Source organism: Paraburkholderia panacisoli (assembly GCF_008369935.1).
Classification (GTDB): Bacteria; Pseudomonadota; Gammaproteobacteria; order Burkholderiales; family Burkholderiaceae; genus Paraburkholderia; species Paraburkholderia panacisoli.
Window position 1 is genome coordinate 1 of record NZ_VTUZ01000082.1, and the last position, 22626, is coordinate 22626.

At 62.8% G+C, this 22626-nt stretch carries 16 protein-coding genes and 3 pseudogenes; 13 read left to right on the plus strand and 6 right to left on the minus strand.

What is annotated here, in order from left to right:
* The coding region (gene pstS, locus FVF58_RS48765) for a phosphate ABC transporter substrate-binding protein PstS (protein WP_149676650.1) at positions 1-540 on the minus strand (540 nt) is incomplete at its 3' end.
* Between the two features lie 309 nt (positions 541-849).
* Here pstS and FVF58_RS48770 point away from each other — a divergent pair.
* Positions 850-1887 carry a transporter gene (locus tag FVF58_RS48770; protein WP_149676651.1) on the plus strand — a complete coding sequence of 346 codons (1038 nt, stop codon included), beginning with the start codon at positions 850-852 and terminating at the stop codon, positions 1885-1887.
* A gap of 123 nt (positions 1888-2010) precedes the next feature.
* Here the strand turns inward: FVF58_RS48770 and hmpA are convergent, their stop codons facing one another.
* Positions 2011-3192, minus strand: coding sequence for an NO-inducible flavohemoprotein (hmpA, locus tag FVF58_RS48775; RefSeq protein ID WP_149676652.1), 1182 nt, complete (start codon positions 3190-3192; stop codon positions 2011-2013).
* A gap of 114 nt (positions 3193-3306) precedes the next feature.
* Between hmpA and norR the strand changes: the two genes are divergently transcribed.
* From norR to FVF58_RS48810, 7 genes are all read left to right on the plus strand, one after another.
* Complete coding sequence (gene norR / locus FVF58_RS48780; RefSeq protein WP_149676653.1) at positions 3307-4899, plus strand: nitric oxide reductase transcriptional regulator NorR; 1593 nt, start codon at positions 3307-3309, stop codon at positions 4897-4899.
* 237 nt (positions 4900-5136) lie between these two features.
* On the plus strand, positions 5137-5979 hold the full coding sequence (locus FVF58_RS48785; protein ID WP_149676654.1) for an HTD2 family dehydratase: 843 nt from the start codon (positions 5137-5139) through the stop codon (positions 5977-5979).
* A gap of 61 nt (positions 5980-6040) precedes the next feature.
* The gene (locus FVF58_RS48790) at positions 6041-7204 is read left to right on the plus strand and encodes an acyl-CoA dehydrogenase family protein (protein ID WP_149676655.1); all 1164 of its coding nucleotides are present in this window, start codon (positions 6041-6043) and stop codon (positions 7202-7204) included.
* A gap of 19 nt (positions 7205-7223) precedes the next feature.
* Entirely contained in the window at positions 7224-8402 is a 1179-nt protein-coding gene (locus FVF58_RS48795; RefSeq protein ID WP_149676656.1) for a CaiB/BaiF CoA transferase family protein, read from the plus strand.
* 70 nt (positions 8403-8472) lie between these two features.
* A complete protein-coding gene (locus tag FVF58_RS48800; protein WP_149676657.1) occupies positions 8473-9861 on the plus strand; it encodes an MmgE/PrpD family protein in 1389 nt (462 codons plus the stop codon).
* Positions 9858-10667, plus strand: a complete 810-nt coding sequence (locus FVF58_RS48805) for an HpcH/HpaI aldolase/citrate lyase family protein (protein WP_149676658.1) — start codon at positions 9858-9860, stop codon at positions 10665-10667. Before FVF58_RS48800 ends, FVF58_RS48805 begins: the two co-directional genes overlap by 4 nt.
* A 349-nt stretch (positions 10668-11016) precedes the next feature.
* On the plus strand, positions 11017-12402 hold the full coding sequence (locus tag FVF58_RS48810; protein WP_149676659.1) for an MFS transporter: 1386 nt from the start codon (positions 11017-11019) through the stop codon (positions 12400-12402).
* Between the two features lie 91 nt (positions 12403-12493).
* On the opposite strand, the pseudogene FVF58_RS48815 reads toward FVF58_RS48810, so the two are convergent.
* Positions 12494-12677: pseudogene (locus tag FVF58_RS48815) on the minus strand (electron transfer flavoprotein subunit alpha/FixB family protein); the annotation flags it as partial.
* 5 nt (positions 12678-12682) lie between these two features.
* A pseudogene (locus tag FVF58_RS48820) lies at positions 12683-12990 on the minus strand (electron transfer flavoprotein subunit beta/FixA family protein); the annotation flags it as partial.
* A gap of 184 nt (positions 12991-13174) precedes the next feature.
* Here FVF58_RS48820 and FVF58_RS48825 point away from each other — a divergent pair.
* The 4 genes from FVF58_RS48825 (at position 13175) to FVF58_RS48840 (ending at position 18483) form a co-directional block, all read left to right on the plus strand.
* On the plus strand, positions 13175-14062 hold the full coding sequence (locus FVF58_RS48825; RefSeq protein WP_149676660.1) for a LysR family transcriptional regulator: 888 nt from the start codon (positions 13175-13177) through the stop codon (positions 14060-14062).
* Between the two features lie 245 nt (positions 14063-14307).
* The gene (amaB, locus tag FVF58_RS48830; protein ID WP_149676661.1) at positions 14308-15807 is read left to right on the plus strand and encodes an L-piperidine-6-carboxylate dehydrogenase; all 1500 of its coding nucleotides are present in this window, start codon (positions 14308-14310) and stop codon (positions 15805-15807) included.
* A 157-nt stretch (positions 15808-15964) separates the two neighbouring features.
* On the plus strand, positions 15965-17137 hold the full coding sequence (locus FVF58_RS48835) for an NAD(P)/FAD-dependent oxidoreductase (protein ID WP_149676662.1): 1173 nt from the start codon (positions 15965-15967) through the stop codon (positions 17135-17137).
* A gap of 131 nt (positions 17138-17268) precedes the next feature.
* The gene (locus FVF58_RS48840) at positions 17269-18483 is read left to right on the plus strand and encodes an aminotransferase-like domain-containing protein (RefSeq protein ID WP_149676665.1); all 1215 of its coding nucleotides are present in this window, start codon (positions 17269-17271) and stop codon (positions 18481-18483) included.
* A gap of 344 nt (positions 18484-18827) precedes the next feature.
* On the opposite strand, the pseudogene FVF58_RS48845 reads toward FVF58_RS48840, so the two are convergent.
* A pseudogene (locus tag FVF58_RS48845) lies at positions 18828-19284 on the minus strand (PRC-barrel domain-containing protein).
* A gap of 287 nt (positions 19285-19571) precedes the next feature.
* Between FVF58_RS48845 and FVF58_RS48850 the strand changes: the two are divergent.
* Complete coding sequence (locus FVF58_RS48850) at positions 19572-19961, plus strand: hypothetical protein (RefSeq protein ID WP_149676663.1); 390 nt, start codon at positions 19572-19574, stop codon at positions 19959-19961.
* A 66-nt stretch (positions 19962-20027) separates the two neighbouring features.
* Here FVF58_RS48850 and rpoD read toward each other — a convergent pair whose 3' ends face one another.
* Entirely contained in the window at positions 20028-22022 is a 1995-nt protein-coding gene (gene rpoD / locus FVF58_RS48855; protein WP_149676664.1) for an RNA polymerase sigma factor RpoD, read from the minus strand.
* Positions 22023-22626 lie beyond the last annotated feature (604 nt).

Genomic DNA, 22626 nt, shown 5'->3' on the forward strand with positions numbered 1-22626 from the left:
ACCGACCTTCGACTTCCAGTCCGCGTTGACCTTCGACAGGTAGTTCGTCCAGATGAAGCTGGTGCCCGAACCGTCGGCGCGGCGCACCACGGCGATGTCGGTATCCGGCAGCTTGATCTTCGGGTTCAATGCGACGATCGCCGGGTCGTTCCACTTCTTGATCTTGCCCAGGTAGATGTCGCCGAGCACTTCACCCGACAGCGTCAGTTCAGCCGGCTTCACCCCCGGCACGTTGACGACCGGCACCACGCCGCCGACCACCGTCGGGAACTGGAACAGGCCGTTCTTGGCGAGTTCGTCGTCCTTCAGCGGAGCGTCGGAGCCCGCGAAATCGACGGTCTTCGCGACGATCTGCTTCACGCCACCCGACGAACCGATACCCTGGTAGTTCACCTTGCCGCCGCCGGACTTCTGGTAGGCGTCGGCCCACTTCGTGTAGATCGGTGCTGCGAACGTGCTGCCCGCGCCGGTGATGTCGGCGGCCTGGGCGGCGGTCGCACATAGCGCGCCAAGAACCAGCGCGAATTGGGTGAGTTTCATAGTCAGACTCCTACTGTATTTAATTGGCCTCCATGGGCTGCAACTTAAGGCCGCTATGTGACGTTCTTGTGACTGTCGAACTTTAACGAACCGGCAGTCCGAACTTAAGGCTCCGATAAGCCGACGCAGAAAAAACTAGCGGGTTAACCTGCTTTTGATTGGCCGCGATATGCTCAGGCATTTTCATTCCAATCCGGTCTGTGCGGCTCCGAAGCCTGGAGCCGCGTCGCTGTCGTCAGGATTCCATCGTCGGCAGGTAAGTTGCTAAAGACCCCAATCCGGCAGGGGAAGCAAACGCTGAATTGAGCTATGAAATCTGATCTGCTACTTCAAACCTACGGCGCCGATTCGTCCGGCATGGTATGCGGCTTCGCCTTTTCCTCGACCCGCGCGGGGCGGCCCGTCGATGCGGAAGAGGTCGTCGAATGGCTTCGTGAGCACGAAGCGAACGGCGAGTCGAAGCAGGCCGGCGAATTTCTCTGGCTTCATTTCAATCTAGCGCATAGCGCGAGCGAGCGCTGGATTAGATCGCAACTCGATCTGCCGGAAACGTTTTTCGACGCACTGCGCGAAGGCTCGCATTCGACGCGTATCGAGCACGCGGATGGCGCGCTACGCGCAGTCGTGAACGACGTGATGTTCAACCTCGAGTTCATCCCGTCAGAAATTGCGACGCTATGGATCTACGCGAATCAGCGGATCATCGTCACGGCGCGTCTCAAGCCGCTGCGTTCTGTCGACCGGTTGCGCGCGTCGGTCCGCGAAGGGGAAATATTCAGGTCGCCCGCGGAATTGCTGGTCCACCTGATGCATGACCAGGCCGACTTGCTGGTGCAGATCGTCCGGCGAACCAGCGCCGACGTCGATCGCATCGAAGACCGGTTTCTTTCGCAAAGGCCGACGCAGAACCGGCTGGACCTGGGCGCCATGCGTCGGACGCTGACCCGCCTGCAACGCATGCTCGCCCCCGAGCCCGGCGCGATCTTCCGTTTGCTGGCACGGCCGCCGCGCTGGCTCCAGCAGGAAGATGTACAGGATCTGCGCGAATCGACGGAAGAGTTCTCGGTCGTCCTCTCCGATGTGGCCGGCTTGATCGAGAGGGTCAGGCTGCTGCAAGAGGAAATCATTTCCCGCCTCGAAGAGCAGAACAACCGTACGCTGTTCACGCTGACGCTGGTAACGGTTCTGGCCATGCCGATCAATATCGTCGCGGGCTTCTTTGGCATGAACGTCGGCGGCATCCCGTTCGCCGAGAATCGGCACGGCTTCTGGGTGATGGTATTGCTGGTGGCCGGCTTCACGGGGCTGGCCGGATGGTGGGCGTTTCGCCGGCGCAAGGAGCGGTAGTGGAGGCGAGGATCGCGCGAAGCGCGCGATCCCCGGCGCATTTGGATAGTACGAGTCCGTTCGGCAACACGCGCTTATCGCCACCACTTCCCCACGACTCGGAGCAATGGCGTATCCACCGCGTTATTCCAGCGCGCGAGCCGGTCCAAAGAACTCATAGCGGCTTTGCGACTCCGGCACGCCAATCGCCTTGAGATGCTTCTTCACCGCCTTCATGAACGCGACGGGCCCGAGGAAATAAACGTCGACATCACGCGATTCCGGCAGCCACTTGGCGAGGTGCTTCTCGTCGAGATAGCCGGTGCCGTGCGCGTCGGCATCGCCGGCACGGCTTTGCTCATAGCAATAGAAGCGCTTCAATTGCGGATAACGCGCGGCCAGTGCTTCGATCGCATCGCGGAATGCATGCACCCCGCCATGACGAGCCGAATGAATGAAGTGCACCGGACGATCGGTAGTCAGGGCCGCTTGCAGCATGGCCACCGTTGGCGTAATGCCCACGCCGCCGCTGATGAGCACGAGTGGCTTGTCGCTCGGTTCGAGCCTGAAGTCGCCGGCCGGCGCGAACAGGTCCACCGTATCGTTTTCGTTGACCTGCGTATGCAGATAGTTCGACACTTTGCCATTCTGCTCGCGCTTCACGCTGATACGGTATTCACGGCCGTTGGCCATTGCCGAGAGCGAATAGTTACGGCGCACTTCTTCGCCGTCGATCGTCAGGCGCACGCCGATGTACTGGCCGGGATGAAACGCCAGCAACTCGCCGTTGTCGTCGGGGCGCAAATAGAACGACGTGATCTCGTCGCTCTCACGCACCTTGCGCGCGACGCGGAACACGCGCGTGCCGCGCCATCCGCCAGGCGCCACCTCGCGCTGCGCGTAGATCTGTTCTTCGAGCCCGATCAGCAGGTCGGCGAGTTGTTGATAGGCAGCGGCCCATGCCTCGATCACGGCATCGGTGGCGATTTGCGCGCCAAGCACTTCGCGGATGGAGCGCAGCAGGCACTGTCCGACGATCGGATAGTGCTCCGGCAGGATATTCAGCGAAACGTGCTTGTTGATGATCTGCGAGACCAGACCACCCAGTTGTTCGAGTTGATCGATATGGCGCGCGTACATCAGCACGCCGTTGGCCAATGCACGCGGCTGCTCGCCGCTTGCCTGATTCGCCTGATTGAACATCGGACGCACTTCCGGGTGTTCGCTCAGCAGCAGGTTGTAAAAGTGCGTGGTCAACGCTTCGCCTCCGCTTTCGAGCAGGGGGACGGTGGCCTTGACGATGGCGCGGTGTTCGGCGGAAAGCATAATGAAGTTCCTGGTGATGAATGGTTATCGAGCTGGCTTGCGCAAGACAGCCCATTGCAACCATGATTCGTGCCAGGTATAAAATGTAGTGAAATCAATGATATGGATATGCAAATGGTCCATTCGACCCTAGTCAGAAAGACTCCGAATGGAGTCAATCTGACTGCGGATGCGGTGCTCGACGTCCTGACGCCGTTGATCCTCGACCTGTCGCGCGACCTGTCCGATCGCGAGCGCTATCGTCGCCTGCTGCGCAGTTTGCTCACGTTGTTTCCGGGCGACGCGGCCGCTTTATTGCGTCTCGAAGGGGACACGCTGGTGCCGCTGGCAATCGACGGCTTGAGCAGCGATACGCTGGGGCGGCGCTTCCGGGTCGGCGATCACCCGCGCTTCGAGCAGCTTCTGTCACGGCCCGAGCCGACCCGCTTCGCGGCCGATTCCGATTTGCCCGACCCCTACGACGGCCTCGTGCAAGGCATGGCGGGGCACCTCGAAGTCCACGACTGCCTCGGCTGTCCCCTGTTCATTCGCGGCCAGCCCTGGGGGCTGCTCACGCTCGACGCACTCGACCCCGCACGCTTCGACGCCATCGACATGGCGTCGTTGCGGGCATTCGTCGGTCTGGCCGCCGCGACCGTGAGCGTGGTCGAGCGCATCGACACGCTGGCGCGCAGCGGCGAAGAGGCGCGCCTGCGCGCCGAAGCTTATCGGCAGGCGAGCAGTCAGAGCCGGCGCGAGCTGATCGGCAGCAGCGACGCTCATCACCACATGATCAAGGAAGTCGAGGTGGTCGCCGCGAGTGACCTGACCGTGCTGATCACCGGCGAGACCGGCGTCGGCAAGGAACTGGTGGCAAATGCGATTCATGCTCTGTCGCCACGCGTGAACAAGCCGCTGGTGAGCCTGAATTGCGCGGCGCTGCCTGACACGTTGGTCGAGAGCGAACTGTTCGGGCATGTGCGCGGCGCGTTCTCAGGCGCGTCGTCGGACCGGCGCGGCAAATTCGAACTGGCGGACGGCGGCACGATTTTCCTCGACGAAGTTGGGGAGTTGCCGCTCGCCGTGCAGGCAAAGCTGTTGCGGGTTCTTCAGAACGGCCAGTTGCAACGAATTGGTTCGGACCACGAACATAAGGTCGACGTGCGACTGATCACCGCCACCAATCGTGACCTCGCCGAAGAGGTGCGAGCGGGACGGTTCCGCGCGGACTTCTACCATCGTCTCAGCGTCTACCCGCTGCGCGTGCCGCCATTGCGCGAGCGAGGCCGCGACGTGCTGCTGCTGGCAGGCTTCTTTCTCGAAGAGAATCGCTCGCGGCTTGGGCTGCTGAGCTTGCGTCTGGCTGCGGACGCGCAAGCTGCGTTGTTGCGCTACCCATGGCCGGGCAACGTGCGCGAACTCGAACATCTGATCGGGCGTAGTGCGCTCAAAGCGCTGGCGGCCAATCGTGAGCATCGTCGCATTCTGACGTTGAGTGCCGCGGACTTTGCGTTGTCGGAGGTGCCGCACGAAGAAACACGCCAGCCGTCCGGACCGGCGCGGGAGAGCGGATCGAAGGATTTTCGCAGTGCGGTGACGGAGTTCGAGCGAAGCATCGTCCTCGACGCGCTGGCACGCCACAAGCAGAACTGGGCGGCGGTCGCGCGCGAACTCGGTCTCGATCGCGCCAATCTGAATCGTCTAGCTAAACGGCTTGGCCTCAAGTAGCAGACCGCGATCTAAATCTGGCAGCGGATAGAGGACGGAGCGTCGGCGCATCTGTGCGGCGAAGGCTGACCGCCCGAGCGACCGTCAAGCCACGCGCAGCGTCCGCCGCAGCGCCCACGCCGCGCGCCTTAACCAAAACCAAAGGCCTGATTCAAGAATGCAAACTTCGCGCAACGCAACGCGTCGTTCATAGTAGGGCCTTACGAAGCTCAACATGCCTATCCGGAGCCTTCTCCTATGTCCCCCTCTGCAGAGAAACTCGACGACTGGCTCAACAAGGAGGCGGTGGTCAAAGACGACATCACCGCCTTCCCGCTGGCGGCGCTGGCCGCCACGCTCGATCGCGAGGAAAGCGGCGATACGGTGCCGCCCCTTTGGCACTGGTTGTACTTTCTGCCAGTGGCGCCGATGGCCGAGGTCGGCGCCGACGGTCATCCGAAGCGCGGCGGTTTCCTGCCGCCGGTGCCGTTGCCGCGCCGCATGTGGGCCGGCGGCCGGCTGACTTTTCATGCGCCGCTCAAAGTGGGCGAGCACGCCACGCGCACGTCGACCATCGCCAATATCGAGGACAAGACCGGCCGTTCGGGGCGTCTCGTGTTCGTCACGGTGCAGCATGCGATCGAAGCGGACGGCGAACTGAAGCTCGAAGAAGAGCACGACATCGTCTATCGCGACGCGCCGCAGGAAGGCGCGCGGCCGCAGCAGCCGCAGCTCGCGCCCGAAGGCGAAACGTGGCGCCGCACCGTCGACGCCGACGCCGTGATGCTGTTCCGCTATTCTGCGTTGACCTTCAACGGCCATCGCATTCACTACGATCACCCGTATGTCACGCAGGTCGAAGGCTATCCCGGCCTGGTCGTTCACGGACCCTTGATCGCGACGCTGCTGGTCGACCTGGTGCGCCGCGAGCAGCCCGACGCCACGCTGCAGAGCTTCGCGTTCAGAGCGCTGCGGCCCACTTTCGCGGGCCAGCCTTTTACAGTGTGCGGACAGCCTTCCGCCGACGGCAAGACCATCGACCTGTGGGCCAAAGACCACGAAGGCTATCTGACCATGCGCGCGACGGCCTCGCTTGCCTGAACGTCACCCGAGCGTCACCCCAGCGTCATTGAGCGTTACCTGAACTCCTAAAGACTCGATTATGCAAACCACGCAACAAGATTCTTTCCAGGACATCCGCGAAGCAGTGCGCGATCTGTGCCAGCAGTTTTCCGGCGAGTACTTCCGCAAGATCGATGAAGCACGCGGTTATCCGGAAGAGTTTGTCGATGCGCTCACCAAGGCAGGCTGGCTGGCCGCGCTGATTCCGCAGGACTTCGGCGGCTCGGGGCTGGGGCTCACGGAAGCGTCGGTGATCATGGAAGAAATCAATCGCGCCGGCGGCAATTCGGGCGCGTGCCACGGTCAGATGTACAACATGGGCACGCTGCTGCGCCACGGCTCCGAAGAGCAGAAGCGCAGGTATCTGCCGCAGATCGCGAGCGGCGATTTGCGTTTGCAGTCGATGGGCGTGACCGAGCCGAGCACCGGCACGGACACCACGAAGATCAAGACCACCGCCGAGCGGCGCGGCGACCGTTATGTGATCAACGGCCAGAAGGTGTGGATCTCGCGCGTGCAGCACTCGGACCTGATGATCCTGCTCGCGCGCACCACGCCGCTATCCGATGTGAAGAAAAAATCGGAAGGCATGTCGATCTTTATCGTCGACTTGCGCGAAGCGATCGGGCACGGTCTGACCGTGCAGCCGATTCTGAACATGGTCAATCACGAGACCAACGAACTGTTCTTCGACAACCTCGAAATCCCGGCTGAGAATCTGATCGGCGAGGAAGGGCAGGGCTTCAAATACATCCTCGACGGTTTGAACGCGGAGCGCACGCTGATCGCAGCGGAATGTATCGGCGACGGCTACTGGTTCGTCGACAAGGTCACCGAGTACGCGAAAGAGCGCGTCGTGTTCGGTCGTCCGATCGGACAGAACCAGGGCGTGCAATTCCCGATCGCGCGTTCGTTCATCAATGTGGAAGCGGCCAGCCTGATGCGCTTCGAAGCGGCGCGCCGTTTCGATGCGCATCAACCGTGCGGCGCGCAGGCGAACATGGCGAAGCTGCTCGCGGCGGACGCATCGTGGGAAGCCGCCAACGCCTGTCTGCAATTCCACGGCGGCTTCGGCTTTGCCTGCGAGTACGACGTGGAGCGCAAGTTCCGCGAAACGCGTCTGTACCAGGTCGCGCCGATTTCAACCAATCTGATTCTCTCGTACGTAGCCGAGCATATTCTCGGACTGCCGCGTTCGTTCTGACCTTCAGGCTGACACACACATGAGACCACTCGACGGTATCAAGGTCGTCACGCTCGAACATGCGATTGCCGCTCCGTTCTGCACGCGCCAGCTTGCCGATCTCGGCGCGCGGGTCATCAAGATCGAACGCCCTGGCGTCGGCGATTTCGCGCGCGGTTACGACGAACGTGTGCATGGACTGTCGTCGCATTTCGTCTGGACCAATCGCTCGAAGGAAAGTCTCGCGCTCGATCTGAAGCAGCCCGCGGCAGCGGAGATTCTCGACGCCCTGGTCGCCGACGCCGACGTGCTGGTGCAGAATCTCGCCCCCGGCGCGGCGGAGCGGCTCGGTCTCGGCTACGACGCATTGAGCAAGAAGTACCCGAGGCTGATCGTCTGCGATATTTCCGGCTATGGTGCCGACGGCCCCTATCGCGACAAGAAAGCCTACGACCTGCTGATCCAGAGCGAATCCGGTTTCCTGTCGATCACCGGTTCGCCGGGCGCGCCCGCCAAGGCCGGCTGCTCGATCGCGGATATCGCGGCCGGTATGTACGCATATTCGAATATTCTGAGCGCGCTGCTGTTGCGTGGCCGGACCGGGCGCGGCTGCCGCATCGACGTGTCGATGCTGGAGAGCATGGTCGAGTGGATGGGATACCCGCTCTACTATGCGATCGACGGTCAGACGCCGCCCGCGCTGTCGGGCGCGGCGCACGCCACGATCTACCCGTACGGGCCGTTCCCCGCCGGCGACGGCAAAACCGTGATGCTCGGTCTGCAAAACGAACGCGAGTGGAAGCTCTTCTGCGAGCGCGTGCTCGAACAGCCGGAACTCGCCATCGACGAGCGCTTCGCGTCGAACTCGAAACGTACGTCCGAGCGGCAAGCGTTGCGCGAAGTGATCGTTGCGGCCTTTGCGCAGCTGAGTGCCGCGCAGGTCATCGAGCGGCTCGACGATGCCGGCATCGCCAACGCGCAGATGAACACGCTCGACGACGTGTGGGCGCATCCGCAACTGAAAGCGCGCGAGCGCTGGCAGGAAGTCGGCACGGCGGCGGGCGCGGTGCCCGCGCTGCTGCCGCCAGGTCTGCCCACCGACTTCGCGCCACGCATGGATCCGGTTCCCGCGCTAGGTGAGCACACCGAAGCGATCCTGCGCGAACTCGGTTATGACAGCTCGCGCATCGACGCGCTGCGTGCGGCCGGCACGATCTGAACCGTCTTTCCGCGCTGGCGTGCGAACGATGCCACGCCGGCAATCCGAACGAACCCGACGCGAATTCCTCATGAACGATCATCCCAGTCTCACGCTCGCCACCTTCGCCGCGCAACTCGACTTCGACAGCATCCCGCACGCGGTGGTCGAGCGCGCTGTGAACCTGTACGTCGATTGGCTCGGCTCGGCATTAGCCGGCAAGGGCGCGCGGCCGGTCGAAACGATTGCGCGCTTTGCGCGTCAGGCGGGGGGCGCGGCGCAGCAGGGCCCGTGCGAAGTGTTGATCGACCGCAGCCGCACCACACCGTATTTCGCGGCGATGGTCAACGGCGCTGCGTCGCACTTCGCCGAACAGGACGACGTGCACAACGGCTCGGTGTTTCATCCGGCGACCGTGGTGTTTCCGGTTGCTCTCGCATTGGCACAGGCGAGGCGGGCATCGGGGCGCGAGTTCATCGCGGCGGCGGTCGCGGGTTACGAAGTCGGCATTCGTATCGGCGAATTTCTCGGCCGCTCGCACTACAAGGTGTTTCACACTACCGGTACGGTAGGCACGGTCGCGGCGGCGGCCACCGCTGGGAGGCTGCTCGGTTTGTCGCCCATGCAGATGCTCGACGCGTTCGGCTCGGCGGGCACGCAGGCGAGTGGTTTGTGGGAGTTCCTGCGCGACGCCGCCGACTCGAAGCAATTGCACACGGCGATGGCCGCCGCGAACGGACTGATGGCAGCACAACTCGCCGCCGAGGGCTTCAGGGGCGCGACCCGCATTCTTGAAGGCGCGCAAGGCATGGCAGCGGGCATGTCGAGCGACGCCGATCCGGCGCGCCTGGTCGACCGGCTCGGCAGCCGTTGGGCGACGGCGGAGACATCGTTCAAATATCACGCGGCGTGCCGGCATACGCATCCCGCCGCCGACGCGTTGCTTGCCGTGGTGCAGGACCACCGTCTCGCACCGCGCGATATAGCGAAGGTCGTCGCGCACGTTCATCAAGGCGCGCTCGACGTGCTCGGCGCGGTCGTCACGCCGCGCACCGTGCACCAGGCGAAGTTCAACATGGGCACGGTGCTCGCGCTCGTTGCGCATCACGGCTATGCGGGCGTGACCGAATTCGAGCAGGGCTTCGACGCGGATGTGATCGCCGCTTTCCGCGACAACGTGACGATGGCCTACGACGCCGAGGTCGATGCCGCGTATCCCGCGCGCTGGATCGGCAAGGTGACGGTGACGACCACCGACGGCCGCGTCTTCCACGGCCGCGTCGACGAACCGAAGGGCGACCCGGGCAATACGCTTTCGCGCGATGAGATCGCGACCAAGTTGCATCGGCTGGCGGCGTTTTCTGGCGCGGCCACCGAAGGCGAGGCCGCGCGTTTGCTCGGCAACGCATGGCATATCGCGGAGCACGCGCAAATCGGCTCGGTATTCGAGGCAAGCTCGCACGCGGCGGTCCCCGCATGAGCACCGCGCTGCCTCGCTCGTACCTGTTCGTGCCGGGCAACCGGCCCGAGCGTTTCGAGAAAGCGCACGCAGCCGGTGCGGACGCGGTGATTCTCGATCTCGAAGACGCCGTGCAGCCCGATGAAAAAACCGTAGCGCGCGCGTCTGTGCGGGCCGCTGTATCCGGGCATGCATCGCGGCCAGCATGGGTACGCGTCAACGGCTCGGATACGCCGTGGTTTGCCGACGACATCGCCGCATTGTCCGCGCAGCCCGGTGTCGCTGGAATCGTATTGCCGAAGGCCGAAACGCGCGAGCAGGTCGAGGCCGTGCTGGCGCATGCGCATCCTGGGTTGAGCGTGTTGCCGATCGTCGAGACCGCGCGCGGTTTTGCGAATCTCGCGGTGTTGTGCGCGGCGCCGCGCGTGCAGCGCATCGTGTTCGGCACGCTGGATTTTCAGATCGATCTCGGCATCGACGGCGATGGCGAGGAACTGCATCTGTTCCGCTCGCAGATCGTGCTGGCGTCGCGACTCGCGGGGATCGGCGCGCCGGTGGATGGCGTGTCGACCACCATCACCGATACCGATGCAATCGAAGCCGACGCGCGGCGCGGTCGGCGCTTCGGCTTCGGCGGCAAGCTGTGCATTCATCCGAAGCAGATCGATGCGGTGCATCGCGCGTATGCATGGAGCGACGCCGAGCGGGAGTGGGCGCGGCGCGTGCTGTCGGCGGTGGAAGCCAGCAACGGTGCGGCGGTGGCGGTGGACGGCAAGATGGTCGATATGCCGGTGATTCTGAAGGCCCGCAGGATCGTGATGGGCTGATAAGACGCGTCCTCGCGGCGCGTGATTTGATTGACGACCCGACAATGTGCAAAACGGCGCAATGCATTTTCATGCATTGCGCCGTTTTTCTTGCCGCCCGCGTGCGTGGGGATGCCGCTGTTAACCGCAACGAAACATCGGCTTCCAATAATGCCAATTCCCTCGCCAGACCGGCTGTCGCACTCTTATCGTCATACGGCATGACATGACACCAGATGACATGACAAGGCTCTGCGGCATCCAGCTGTGTCATTCGGAAGCTTGCATCAGAGCCGCGCATTCGAAAGCGGCCATGCAGAACTGCATCGCGTAAGCGGCCCCGCCGCGCGCACCTTATCAGGAGACAAAGTTGGCAACATTAACCGTCAATTCCGGCGCGCGGCTCGACCGCTTGCCCATCGCCCGTTTCCACTGGAATATTCTCGGTCTGATCGGCGCGGGCGCTTTCCTCGACGCATTCGATATCTATCTCGCCAACGGCGCGCTCGCGGCGATGGTCAAGAGCGGTTTCACCGATTTGCGGCTCGGCTCGTTTTTCATCTCCGCGACCTTCATGGGCATGATGATCGGTGCGGGCCTGTCCGGCTATCTAGGCGACCGTTTCGGCAGGCGTTATTCGTATCAGGCGAACCTGGCGATTTTCGGTATCGCGTCGATCGCCGCGTGCTTTGCGCCCGACATCTACTGGCTGATCCTGCTGCGTTTCATCATGGGGGTGGGCTTGGGCGCCGAACTGGTGGTGGCGGCCGGCACCTTGTGCGAGTTCGTGCCGCCGGCCACGCGCGGACGCTGGACCGCGCTGCTTGCGTTGATCATCAATTCCGGTTTGCTCGGCGCGACGGCGATCGGCTACTGGGTCATTCCGCATCTCGGCTGGCGCTACATGTTCGCGATCGCGGGTATCGGTGCGCTGGTGGTGTGGTTCCTGCGGCATCGGATGCCGGAATCGCCGCGCTGGCTCGAAACGGTTGGACGGCTCGAAGAGGCAGAGGCCACGGTGTCGGCGATCGAGCGGCAAGTCGAGGCGCGCGTCGGCAAGCTGCCGCCGGTCGCGCGGGTGGTAAGTCACGAGGTGCCGGCGGCGCCGTTCTCGGCGTTGTTCGCGCGTGGCATGATCGGCCGCACGCTGGTGGCGGCGTTGACCTGCATGGCGATCAATATGTCGCTGTATGGGTTCGTCGCGTGGCTGCCGACGTTCTTCGTCAAGGAAGGGCTGACGATCGTTCAGTCGCTTGGCTTCGTGTTGCTGATGTCGTTCGGTGCGCCGGCCGGCGCGGTGGTCGGCTACCTGGTGGCCGACCGGTTGGGGCGTCGCAATGGGATCGTGCTGTTTTCGCTCGTGACGATACTGCTCGGCTTCGTGTACGTGCAGATGCGTGCACCGATGGAGATTTCGGTGGTGGGATTCGCGTTGGTGACGGCGATCTATACAGTGTGCACGCTGGGCTTGTTCGGCTATATCCCGGAGCTGTTTCCGACCGCGTATCGGCTGCGCGGAACGGGTGTCGCCGGCACTTGCGGGCGTGCGGCTTCGATGTCCACGCCTTATGTCGCGCTGTTGCTGTATACGCAATTCGGCGTGACGGGTGTGCTCGCGATGGTTGGCGGCGTGCTGCTCTTGTTGAGCGTCGCTATTCTGGCGCTGCGGATCGAGACAAGTCAGCAGACGCTAGAGGATATCTCGCCGGATGCCGATCTGGCGGCGCATGGCGAGTTGGTGGAGAAGTCGGCGTAAGTGAAAGTGGGCGTGAGCGCGGCCCGTTGATTCGGGCCGTCGATCGCAAGCGTGTTGCGCGGCATTGGATTTGCCGCGCGGGTTTTCTGCTTCAGGTGATTTCGCCGGCTAGTTCTGGCACGAGCGTGAACGGATCGCGGACCAGACCCATAATCGGCGACGCTAAAGGCCGGCGCTTCGGGATCCTTGTCAATCGGGACGATCAACTTCGAGTCCTTCATCCCGGCAGGGTGCTGGATCGCACCCGAGATGCCGGCTGCCACGTACAGTTGCGGCTGTTCTTGTCAATCAGTGCCTTCAGCAGCTTCGCGACCGCGAGCGGCTGCAACCCTTCATTCGACTCGATCAACACAGCACGATCAGCACCGTGCGCGGCGTTTCCTGCGCTTGCGCGACGCCTGCCGGCACGGCGATCACGTCGGTCGCCACCCCGGCATCCTTCAGACGCACCGTCTCTTCAATCGCAACTTCATCGAACGGATTCATCGACATCTTCACGTTCGCGATGTCGACACCCGTGCCGTCTGCTTTCGCCCAAACCTTCACCTTGTAGTCGGCCACTCTCTTGAGTGGCGTCAGAATCTTCACCACGCTCTGCCCAAAATAAAACGCTCGCATCGACAGCAAGCGCGGACCGCCTCACTCTGACAGGGAGCGCCGGCACGGGGAATTCGGTTTTTTCGAACGAGTGCTTCGCGCCCGGTTAAGATTGGCATTTGTCTTGCAGGTGCCGATTGGCATTTCAATTGACGCGTCATCTCTGGCTTTCATCATGCATTTCGATTTCGTGGATTTGCGTTTGCTCCTCCATATCGCCGACACGCAGAATCTCGCGCGCGCCGCGGAGCGCGCGCATCTGTCGGCGCCGGCCGCCAGCAACCGGGTCAAGAATCTCGAGGAGCAACTGGGTTTCAAACTGCTGTATCGCACCAGCCAGGGCGTGACGCTGACGCCCGCGGGCGAGGCGTTCGTGCATCATGCGCGGCTCGTGCTCGAGCGCGTCGAGCATCTGGCGGGCGACATGCAGGAGTATGGCGAAGGCATCAAGGGCCACGTACGTATCTGGGCCAACACCACTGCGATCAGCGAGTTCATGCCGGCCGTGCTGAGCCACTTTCTGCGCGATCATCCGGACGTCAACATCGATCTGCGTGAAGTGCTGAGCGGCGAAATCGTCAAAGGCGTGGCGGATAGCGCGACAGATATCGGCATCGTCGCGGGCAACGTCCATGCGGAACATCTGGAAATGCTGCCGTATCGCGACGATCGTTTGATGCTGGTGACATCATGCGATCATCCGCTCGCCAAACAATCGTCGGTCGATTTTGCGCAGGTGCTCGACGCGAACTTCGTGAGCCTGCCCACTTCCAGCGCGATTCACGCGTTCATCATGAGCGCCGCCGATGCGCTCGGCGCGCGTCTGAAGCTGCGCATCCAGGTCGGCAACTTCGAAGCGGCGTGCCGGATGATCGAAGCCGGCGTGGGCATTGGCATCGTGCCGGAGTCGGTCGCGCTGCGGCACCGGAAGACGATGCAGATCGCCATCGTCGGCTTGAACGACCCGTGGGCCGAACGCAAGCTCAAGATCTGCGTGCGCAGTCTGAAGGACTTGCCGCCGTTCGCGCGGGTGCTGGTCGACCGGTTGATGGCGGGGGTTTGAACGCGGCGCGATCGTCAGTTCGGGCGAACCGAATGGGATGCGCGGAGCGGCTTGCCGCGACACCGACGCGGTCGCCCAGCCGCCGCGCGCAACCGGAACGGGCTGCTCAAGTTTCCTTATGGAAACATTGGACAGTTCGTCAACCGGCATTTACATCCGTTCAACCCCTGCTTGCGGCTATAAAAGCCCGCGTGTATAGTTTCCGAACTTACTCTTGTTTCGCATCGGAAATTAAAGGGGTTTTCATGGACGCTTCCACTATCCTCGCCGATCTCGGCATCGCCCACGCGGCGCAAGCCGGCGATCTCGCGGTTCATTCGCCCATCACCGGCGACCTTATCGGCCGCGTGGCCGTCAACACGGTGGCGGAAGTCGACGCGGCCCTCGCCCAGGCGAAACAGGCGTACACCGCGTGGCGCAACGTGCCAGCGCCGCGGCGCGGCGAACTGGTGCGGTTGCTCGGCAATCGTCTGCGTGACAAGAAGCAGGCGCTCGGCAGCCTCATCACGCTGGAAACCGGCAAGATCCTGCAGGAAGGCATGGGCGAAGTGCAGGAAATGATCGACATTTGCGATTTCGCGGTCGGCCTGTCGCGCCAGCTTTACGGCCTGACGATCGCGTCGGAGCGTCCGGGCCACCGGATGGCGGAGACGTGGCACCCGATGGGCACCTGCGTCGTGATCTCGGCGTTCAACTTTCCGGCGGCGGTGTGGTCGTGGAACGCAGCACTCGCGCTGGTGTGCGGCAACGCGGTGATCTGGAAGCCGTCGGAAAAGACGCCGCTCACCGCGCTCGCCGTCAATCAGATTCTCAACGACGCACTGAAGGAATTCGGCGATGCGCCGGCCGGCCTGACCGCGTTGATCAACGGCGGACGCGACGTGGGCGCGAAGCTGGTGGCCGATTCGCGCGCGTCGATCGTCAGCGCGACGGGCAGCACGGAAATGGGCCGCACGGTCGGCGTCGAAGTGGCGAAGCGCTTCGGACGCTCGCTGCTCGAACTCGGCGGCAACAATGCGGGCATCGTCGCGCAAACCGCCGACCATGAACTCGCGATGCGCGGCATCCTGTTCTCGGCCGTGGGCACGGCGGGGCAGCGTTGCACGTCGCTGCGGCGTCTGTTCGTGCATGAGAGCGTGTACGACAAAACCATCGAACGCCTTAAGCAGCTGTACAGCAAGGTGCCGATCGGCAACCCGCTCGAAAAGGGCACGCTGATGGGGCCGCTGATCGACAAGCAATCGTATGCTCGCATGCAGGAGGCGTTGCAGCAGGCCACGGCGGAAGGCGGCAAGGTGTTCGGCGGCGAGCGCGTCGACGTGAAGGGTTATGAAAACGGTTACTACGTGCGCCCGGCGATCGTCGAAATGCCGTCGCAAACGACCGTCGTGCTGAAGGAAACTTTCGCACCGATTCTCTACGTGTTGCGCTATACGGATTTCGCCGACGCGGTTGAAGCAAACAACGCGGCGGTTCACGGTCTGTCGTCGTGCGTGTTCACCACCGATTTGCGCGAGGCGGAACGCTTCCTGTCCGACTCTGGCAGCGACTGCGGGATTGCCAACGTCAACATTGGTCCAAGCGGCGCGGAAATCGGCGGCGCATTCGGCGGCGAGAAGGAAACCGGCGGCGGCCGCGAGTCGGGGTCGGATGCATGGAAGGCCTATATGCGCCGTGCCACTAATACGGTCAATTATTCGTCGGCATTGCCGCTCGCGCAGGGCATCGACTTCAATATCGGTTAAGCGCGCCGGCGCGATCCGCGCAGCGGCAGCGGCGCATTCGTGCGCGGCCGCCACTGCGGTTGCCCTTGCCATTGCGGTCGCGCACCCGCTCTCGCTTCAACAATCCGTTTGCGCCGCCCGGCGTTTCAGAGCGGCCACGTTTCTCGTGGAGTAAGACGTGAGTTCCAAAGTCGTGATCGTCGGCGGTGGGGTGATCGGCAGCTCAATTGCATATTTCTTGCGGCTGTCCGATCCGACAGTCAGCGTCACGGTGATCGAACGCGATCCGACCTACGCGCGTTCGTCGTCGGCATTATCGGCGGCGTCGATCCGTCAGCAATTCTCCACGCCGTTGTCGATTCAGATGTCGCTGTTCGGCATCGAGTTTTTGCGCTCGATCGGCGATCGGCTCGAAATCGGCGGCACGCGGCCGTCGATCGATCTTCACGAAGGCGGCTATCTGTTTCTCGCGACGCCCGCCGGCGAATCCACTCTGCGCGAGAACCATGCATTGCAGAAACGTCTCGGCGCCGATATCAGTCTGCTCGACACTAGCGCACTGCAAGCGCGCTTCCCCTGGCTCAATACCGACGACCTCGTCGCCGGCGCGTATGGCGAAAGCGGTGAGGGATGGTTCGACGGTTACGGTCTGGTGCAGGCGCTGCGCAAGAAAGCCCAGGCGCTCGGTGCGCGCTATGTCGCCGCCGATGTCACCGGGCTGCAACGCGACGGCAAACGCGTCACGCAGGTCCAGACCGCCGACGGCGAGGCCTATGCTTGCGACGTGGTCGTGAACGCGGCCGGCGCATGGGCACGCAGGGTTGCTCAGATGGTCGGCATCGACCTGCCGGTCTATGCGCGGCGGCGCAGCATTTTCAACGTCACGTCGCCGGCGCGGCTCGAACGGTGTCCGCTGCTGATCGATCCGAGCGGCGTGTACTTTCGCCCCGAGGGCAACTCGTTTCTTTGCGGCACCTCGCCGGCGCCGGATCACGACCCCGACGATCTGCCGCTCGATGAAGTCGACCACGCGCTCTTCGACGACGTGATCTGGCCGACGCTCGCGCATCGCGTGCCGCAATTCGAAGCGTTGCGCGTGCAGAATTGCTGGTCCGGCTACTACGAATACAACGTGCTCGATCAGAACGCGATCATCGGTTCTCACCCTGACGTGGACAACTTCATTTTCGCCAATGGCTTCAGTGGGCACGGTTTGCAACAGGGGCCGGCAACGGGACGCGGCATCAGTGAACTGATTCTGCATGGCCGCTACACGACGCTCGATCTCGGCTCGCTGAGCTTCGCGCGCGTGCTCGAGAACCGGCCGATCGTGGAGAGGAACGTGGTGTAGCCGCACGTCGGGTGATGCGGAAAACGCAATACGTAGTGCGTAGATATCGTTTGCTGATCACCCGGACGATGATCACAATCGACGCCGGTCTTCCCTCGACAGATGTATCGATAGATAAGCGGCCCGTCACCATGTTCGCGTTCAATCCCACATTCGAAGCACCGGCCGGCTCGCCGATTCGCGAGCTGTTCAAGTATCTGGCGCAACCAGGCATGATCTCGTTTGCCGGCGGCTATCCGGCCAGCGATCTGTTCGATCGTGAAGGGCTGGACGCCGCCGCGGCGCGCGCGTCGCAACAACCGGCGCTGTGTCTGCAATACGGTCCGACCGACGGCCTTGCGATCCTCAAGGAAGAGCTTGCGAACCTGATGACGCGGCGTGGCACGCCTTGCACACCGCAAGACCTGCTCGTGACGACTGGTTCACAGCAGGGTTTCGATCTGCTGCTGCGCGTGATGGTCGCTCCGGGCGACGTGGTGCTGGTCGAACAGCCCGCTTATCCTGCGACCCTGCAAGCGCTGAAGTTGCAGCAGGCCGACGTGGTGACGGTGCCCGTCGATCAGCATGGACTCGACGTCGCGGCGCTCGCCGCGCTGCTCGAAGCCGGCACGCTGCGCGCCGCGCCGAAGCTGCTGTACACGGTGCCGACTTTTGCCAATCCGACCGGCGCGACCTTGTCGCTCGAACGACGCATGGCGTTGCTGGAACTGGCGGCGCGTTATCGCTTTCTGATCGTCGAGGACGATCCGTATGGTGATCTGCGTTTTGGCGGCGCGGCGTTGCCTTCGCTGCTCGCGTTGAGCGATCAGGTACCGGGGTCGCGCGACTGGGTGGTCCACTTTTCGAGTCTGTCGAAGATCGTCGCGCCTGGGCTGCGCGTCGGCTGGATGGTCGCGCATGCGGAGATTGTGCGCCGCTGCGTGGTCGCCAAGCAGACGGTCGATCTGTGCAGTTCATCGTGGACCCAGGCGATTGCCGCTGAGTACCTCGCGAGCGGTGCGCTGGAGCGTCATCTGCCGCGCATCGTCGATGCGTATGCCGTGAAGTGCCGCACGCTGTGCGATGTGCTCGAAGCGCATTTGACGCAACACGTCGCGTTTCATCGTCCGGCTGGCGGTATGTTTGTGTGGGCGCGATTGAAAGCGAGGCAGAATGCGGCGGATTATCTTCGCGTCTGTATCGAGCACAATGTGATGTTTGTGCCGGGCGTTGCATTCTATAAAGACAATATCGATGCGGCGGCATTGCGGCTGTCTTTTGCTGCGCCGGGTGTGGCGGATATTGAAACCGGTGTGCTAAGGATGAAGCTTGCGCTAGAACGGTTTAGCGGTGCTCTCGCGGGGTGATTTCAGGTAAGTCCGTGCAGGGCTGTTCGCCTCAGTCGCCGGCTTCTGGCTCCGCTGCGTGGAGTTGTGCGGAGCGGCTCGCTGTTTCAAGTCTCACGCCACTAGTGAATACGGCGTTCGCGTTGCGCTCGCGCAGCGACCGGATGACCGACGTTGCTTCACGCGACGTATTCATGAAAAGTCGTCGTTGCATCAAGAGGTTGCCACGCGATCGCTGGGCTTATCCACAGGCTTTCGCACAGATTCTGTGGACAACCACCCGGCAAGCGCGCCCCTTTAATCCGGCGGTCTGGGCGCGGTTTATGCACGGCTAACGCGAGCGCTTTGGGAGAGCCTCATCAGCCTCATAAGTTAGAGTCCCATTCCCGCTCCTCCTTCACCACGTCGTGCGTCGCCGACCAATACGGCGACCGGTTGTAGTACTCGTGCACGGAGGTGCCCCATTGCATATCCGCCATCGATGGCCAGTTGTCCTGGTCGCAGCCGGGGGCGTTTTTGATCCGCTCGGCTGTCGTCCGTATCGAGCGTCAGAGCGCTCCATGGAATTGCGTGCAGCGTGTCGCGCACGCCGAGGAAGCCGTTGCTGGGTAACACCGCATAAGCGATCCGCCCGCCGCGCTCGTCGAGCATGATGTCGGAAATCTTGCCGACGTGTTCACCGTCGGATGACATCACCTTGTTGCGGTCGAGCGTGGAGGCGGCCATCACGTCTGGTCCGGGGCCGTCGCCCACACCGATTCCGACGAGGTTTGCGTGTTGTTTGCCAGGCGCTGCCGGGTCTCGGGGATCGAGCGTAGTCATCACGTGCTCCTCGTAGAAAGCGCAAACGGAGAGCGCGCAACGACTATGCCGAGTCGGGGGGCGGCCACCCGGGTGGAGTGACGATGGCCGCGCGCCTGCTTTCGCGCGGCCGATATGCGGCGCGGCGAAACATCGGCTTGCGCTTACCGTGCCTTACGGATGCTCAAGTTCTGGCTGGGCGGCGTCGATAGGTCTTGTAACCGGCGATGCGCCGAACCGCCGTGTGTGCGGCGCCTGTCGGCGCAATCGCGCAGCGCATGTGTAGAGCGAATCGAACGGAGGTATCCATGCGGATTGACCGCACGTTGTCGCAAATGCCGCCGTTGGCGGATCGCGCGATGACGAACAACCAGCCCGTGGCGAACGACGCCAGTGCAGTGCAACCTATGTTGCCCGCCACGGCATCCACACAGGACGACGTGGTTCATATCTCCGCCGTGGGCGCGGCAGCGGCCGCGCAGGATGGAGATGCAGCTCAGCAAGAGGGGCAAAGCGCTTCAACGGCGGCAGAGAGTGCGCCGCAATCGGGTGCCTCGGCGGTGCAGTCGTTTGCATATGGCACGCTTGGTCTCGAACGGCCGGATCAGCCTCAGGACGAGAGCAATGCGTTCTACACGGCGGGGCGGTGGCTGGCAGCTGGAATCACCGTGGGCGGGATCGTGTCGCTGCTTGTTTGAGGAGCGCGTTGCGGAGGAAATTGCGCTTGCCGTGCAGGGTGCACGGCAAGCGCTGTCGCTAACTTTTTAGCGGTCGAGGAACGACTTCAGTCGATCGGCGCGGCTCGGATGCATCAGCTTACGCATCGCCTTGCTTTCGATCTGACGAATCCGCTCGCGCGTGACGTCGAACTGCTTGCCGACTTCTTCGAGCGTATGGTCCGACTTCGTGTTGATGCCATAGCGCATGCGCAGCACCTTCGCTTCGCGCGGGGACAGCGAGTCGAGCGCGTCGTCGATGGCGGCGCGCAAGTCGGCTTGCATCGCGGCATCGGCCGGCGACGAAGCCGCCGAATCTTCGATCATGTCGCCGAGCGTGGCGTCGCCATCGTCGCCGACAGGCGTTTCCATCGACACCGGCTGCTTGGCGATCTTCAGAATGCCGCGCACCTTCTCTTCCGAAAGCTCCATGCGTTCGGCGAGCACCGACGGATGCGCTTCCTGGCCGGTCTGCTGCAGGATCTCGCGCGAAATGCGGTTGAGCTTGTTGATCGTTTCGATCATGTGCACCGGCACGCGAATCGTGCGCGCCTGATCGGCCAGCGAACGCGTCACGGCCTGGCGCACCCACCACGTTGCATACGTCGAAAACTTCCAGCCGCGCCGGTATTCGAACTTGTCCACGGCCTTCATCAAGCCGATATTGCCTTCCTGGATCAGATCGAGGAATAGCATGCCGCGGTTCACGTACTTTTTCGCGATCGAGATCACGAGACGCAGATTCGCCTCGATCATCTCGCTCTTGGCCTTGCGCATCTTCGATTCGGCCGCGACCATCTGGCGGTTGATTTCTTTCAGATGCTTCAGCGGCAGCGAAACCGTCGCTTCGATTTCAATCAGCTTCTGCTGTTCGGACTGAATCGCCGGCAGATGACGCTCCAGCGCCGCACCGTAAGAGGTGTTGCCGCGCGCTGCGCGGTCCGTCCAGCCGAGGTCGGCTTCGTGGCCGGCAAACGACTCGATGAACTTCTCGCGCGGCATGCCGCTCTTCGAGACGACGATTTGCAGAATGTTGCGCTCGATCGCGCGCACTTGCGCGACCTGGTGCTGGACGTCGCCGCACAGGCGGTCGATTGTGCGCGCGGTGAAGCGGATCTTCGCGAGGTGCTGCTGGATCTCTTCACGGGCGCGCAGATACGCTTTCGACGTGACGTCGCCGCGCGTGTGCGACGCGTTCATCTGGTCGGACAGCATGCCGACCTGCGCGAAGATTTCGAGGCAGTCGCTCGTGAGCTGCTTCAGGCGCGCTTCGTCCGCCGCCGACGAATCGGCCGGGCCGACGTCGTCGTCGCTATCGCTGTCGTCGTCTTCTTCGGCGTCCGCATCGACATCGGCTACCGCGTCGGTGCTCGCGTCTTCTTCCGCCGCGACCGTCTCTTCATTCAGGCCGTCGACCAGTTCGTCGATGCGCAGCTCGCCGTCGGCGACCTGCTGGGCGCTCGCCAGAATCGCGGAGATCGCGAGCGGGCAAGCGGCAATGGCCTGCACCATTTCGTGGAGGCCGTCTTCGATACGCTTTGCAATCGCAATTTCGCCCGCGCGCGTCAGCAGTTCGGTCGCGCCCATTTCGCGCATGTACATGCGCACCGGGTCGGTCGTGCGCCCGAATTCGGAGTCGACGGTCGACAATGCGACTTCGGTTTCCTCGTCTGCCTGATCGTCCGACACCACAGCGGGGGCGTTCGAGTTGAGCAGCAGCGTTTCCGCGTCGGGGGCCTGTTCGTAGACCTGCACGCCCATGTCGCTGAATGCGCTGACAATGCTGTCGATCGCCGCCGTCTGCGCGAAGTTGTCGGGCAGGTGGTCGTTGATCTGCGCGTGGGTCAGGTAGCCTTGCTCCTTACCCAGCTGGATCAGCGCGCGCATCTGGCGCTGGCGTTCTTCGGCTTGTTGCGGCGGCAGTTCGGCTGCAACAGGGATCGCTTTGCCGGCGCCCTTGCCCTTGGCCGCGCGGCCGGAGGGGGCTTTGCCGCTGTAGCCGGCGGTTTCGTGTTGCGAATCTTCGCGATCGAAAGGGTTCACGTATTCTCCTCTAGAGGCTTCGCTATGAGACGCAAGACGCTACCGTCAGGCGTTTCGAGCATGGCTCAACATCACCTGAGTGACTCAACGCGGTTGTTTGGCTGTGCTCTTGGGGAGCAAAAAAGATGAGCCCGCTCGAAGCGGGCCGATAGAAATTTGCGAAATTCGCGCGGCTCGCATTATATACGAGCTTGCGCCTTCGCGCTCATGGGGGCACACCAATAAATCGTGCGTACGCGTTGCAGTGCCGCTCGCCGCCCGCTGGCGGCCGGATCGGCCGCGTGTCACGGCGACGCATCGACGTGCGGTTTGACTGGGTGCACGTTCCCACTATACAGAGGAACGCCTTCGTCCTCACGCGACGGCATCATTTCCTTCGTTCTCGCGCGCACTCTCTATATATAGGGCGCATATGTTCCGGCGTTGCTTCACGTTGGTTTCGCGAGAAAATTCACAGAAGGGGGTTGACGCCTCGCTGACCGTTCTCCATAATCTCGTTTCTCTGCTGCTGATGCAGCGACGCAGAACGGAAGCGGTGCCGGGTAGGTGAAACGGGCGCCGCGAACGTGAAGCGGATCGATCTTTAAAAACTAACAGCCGATAA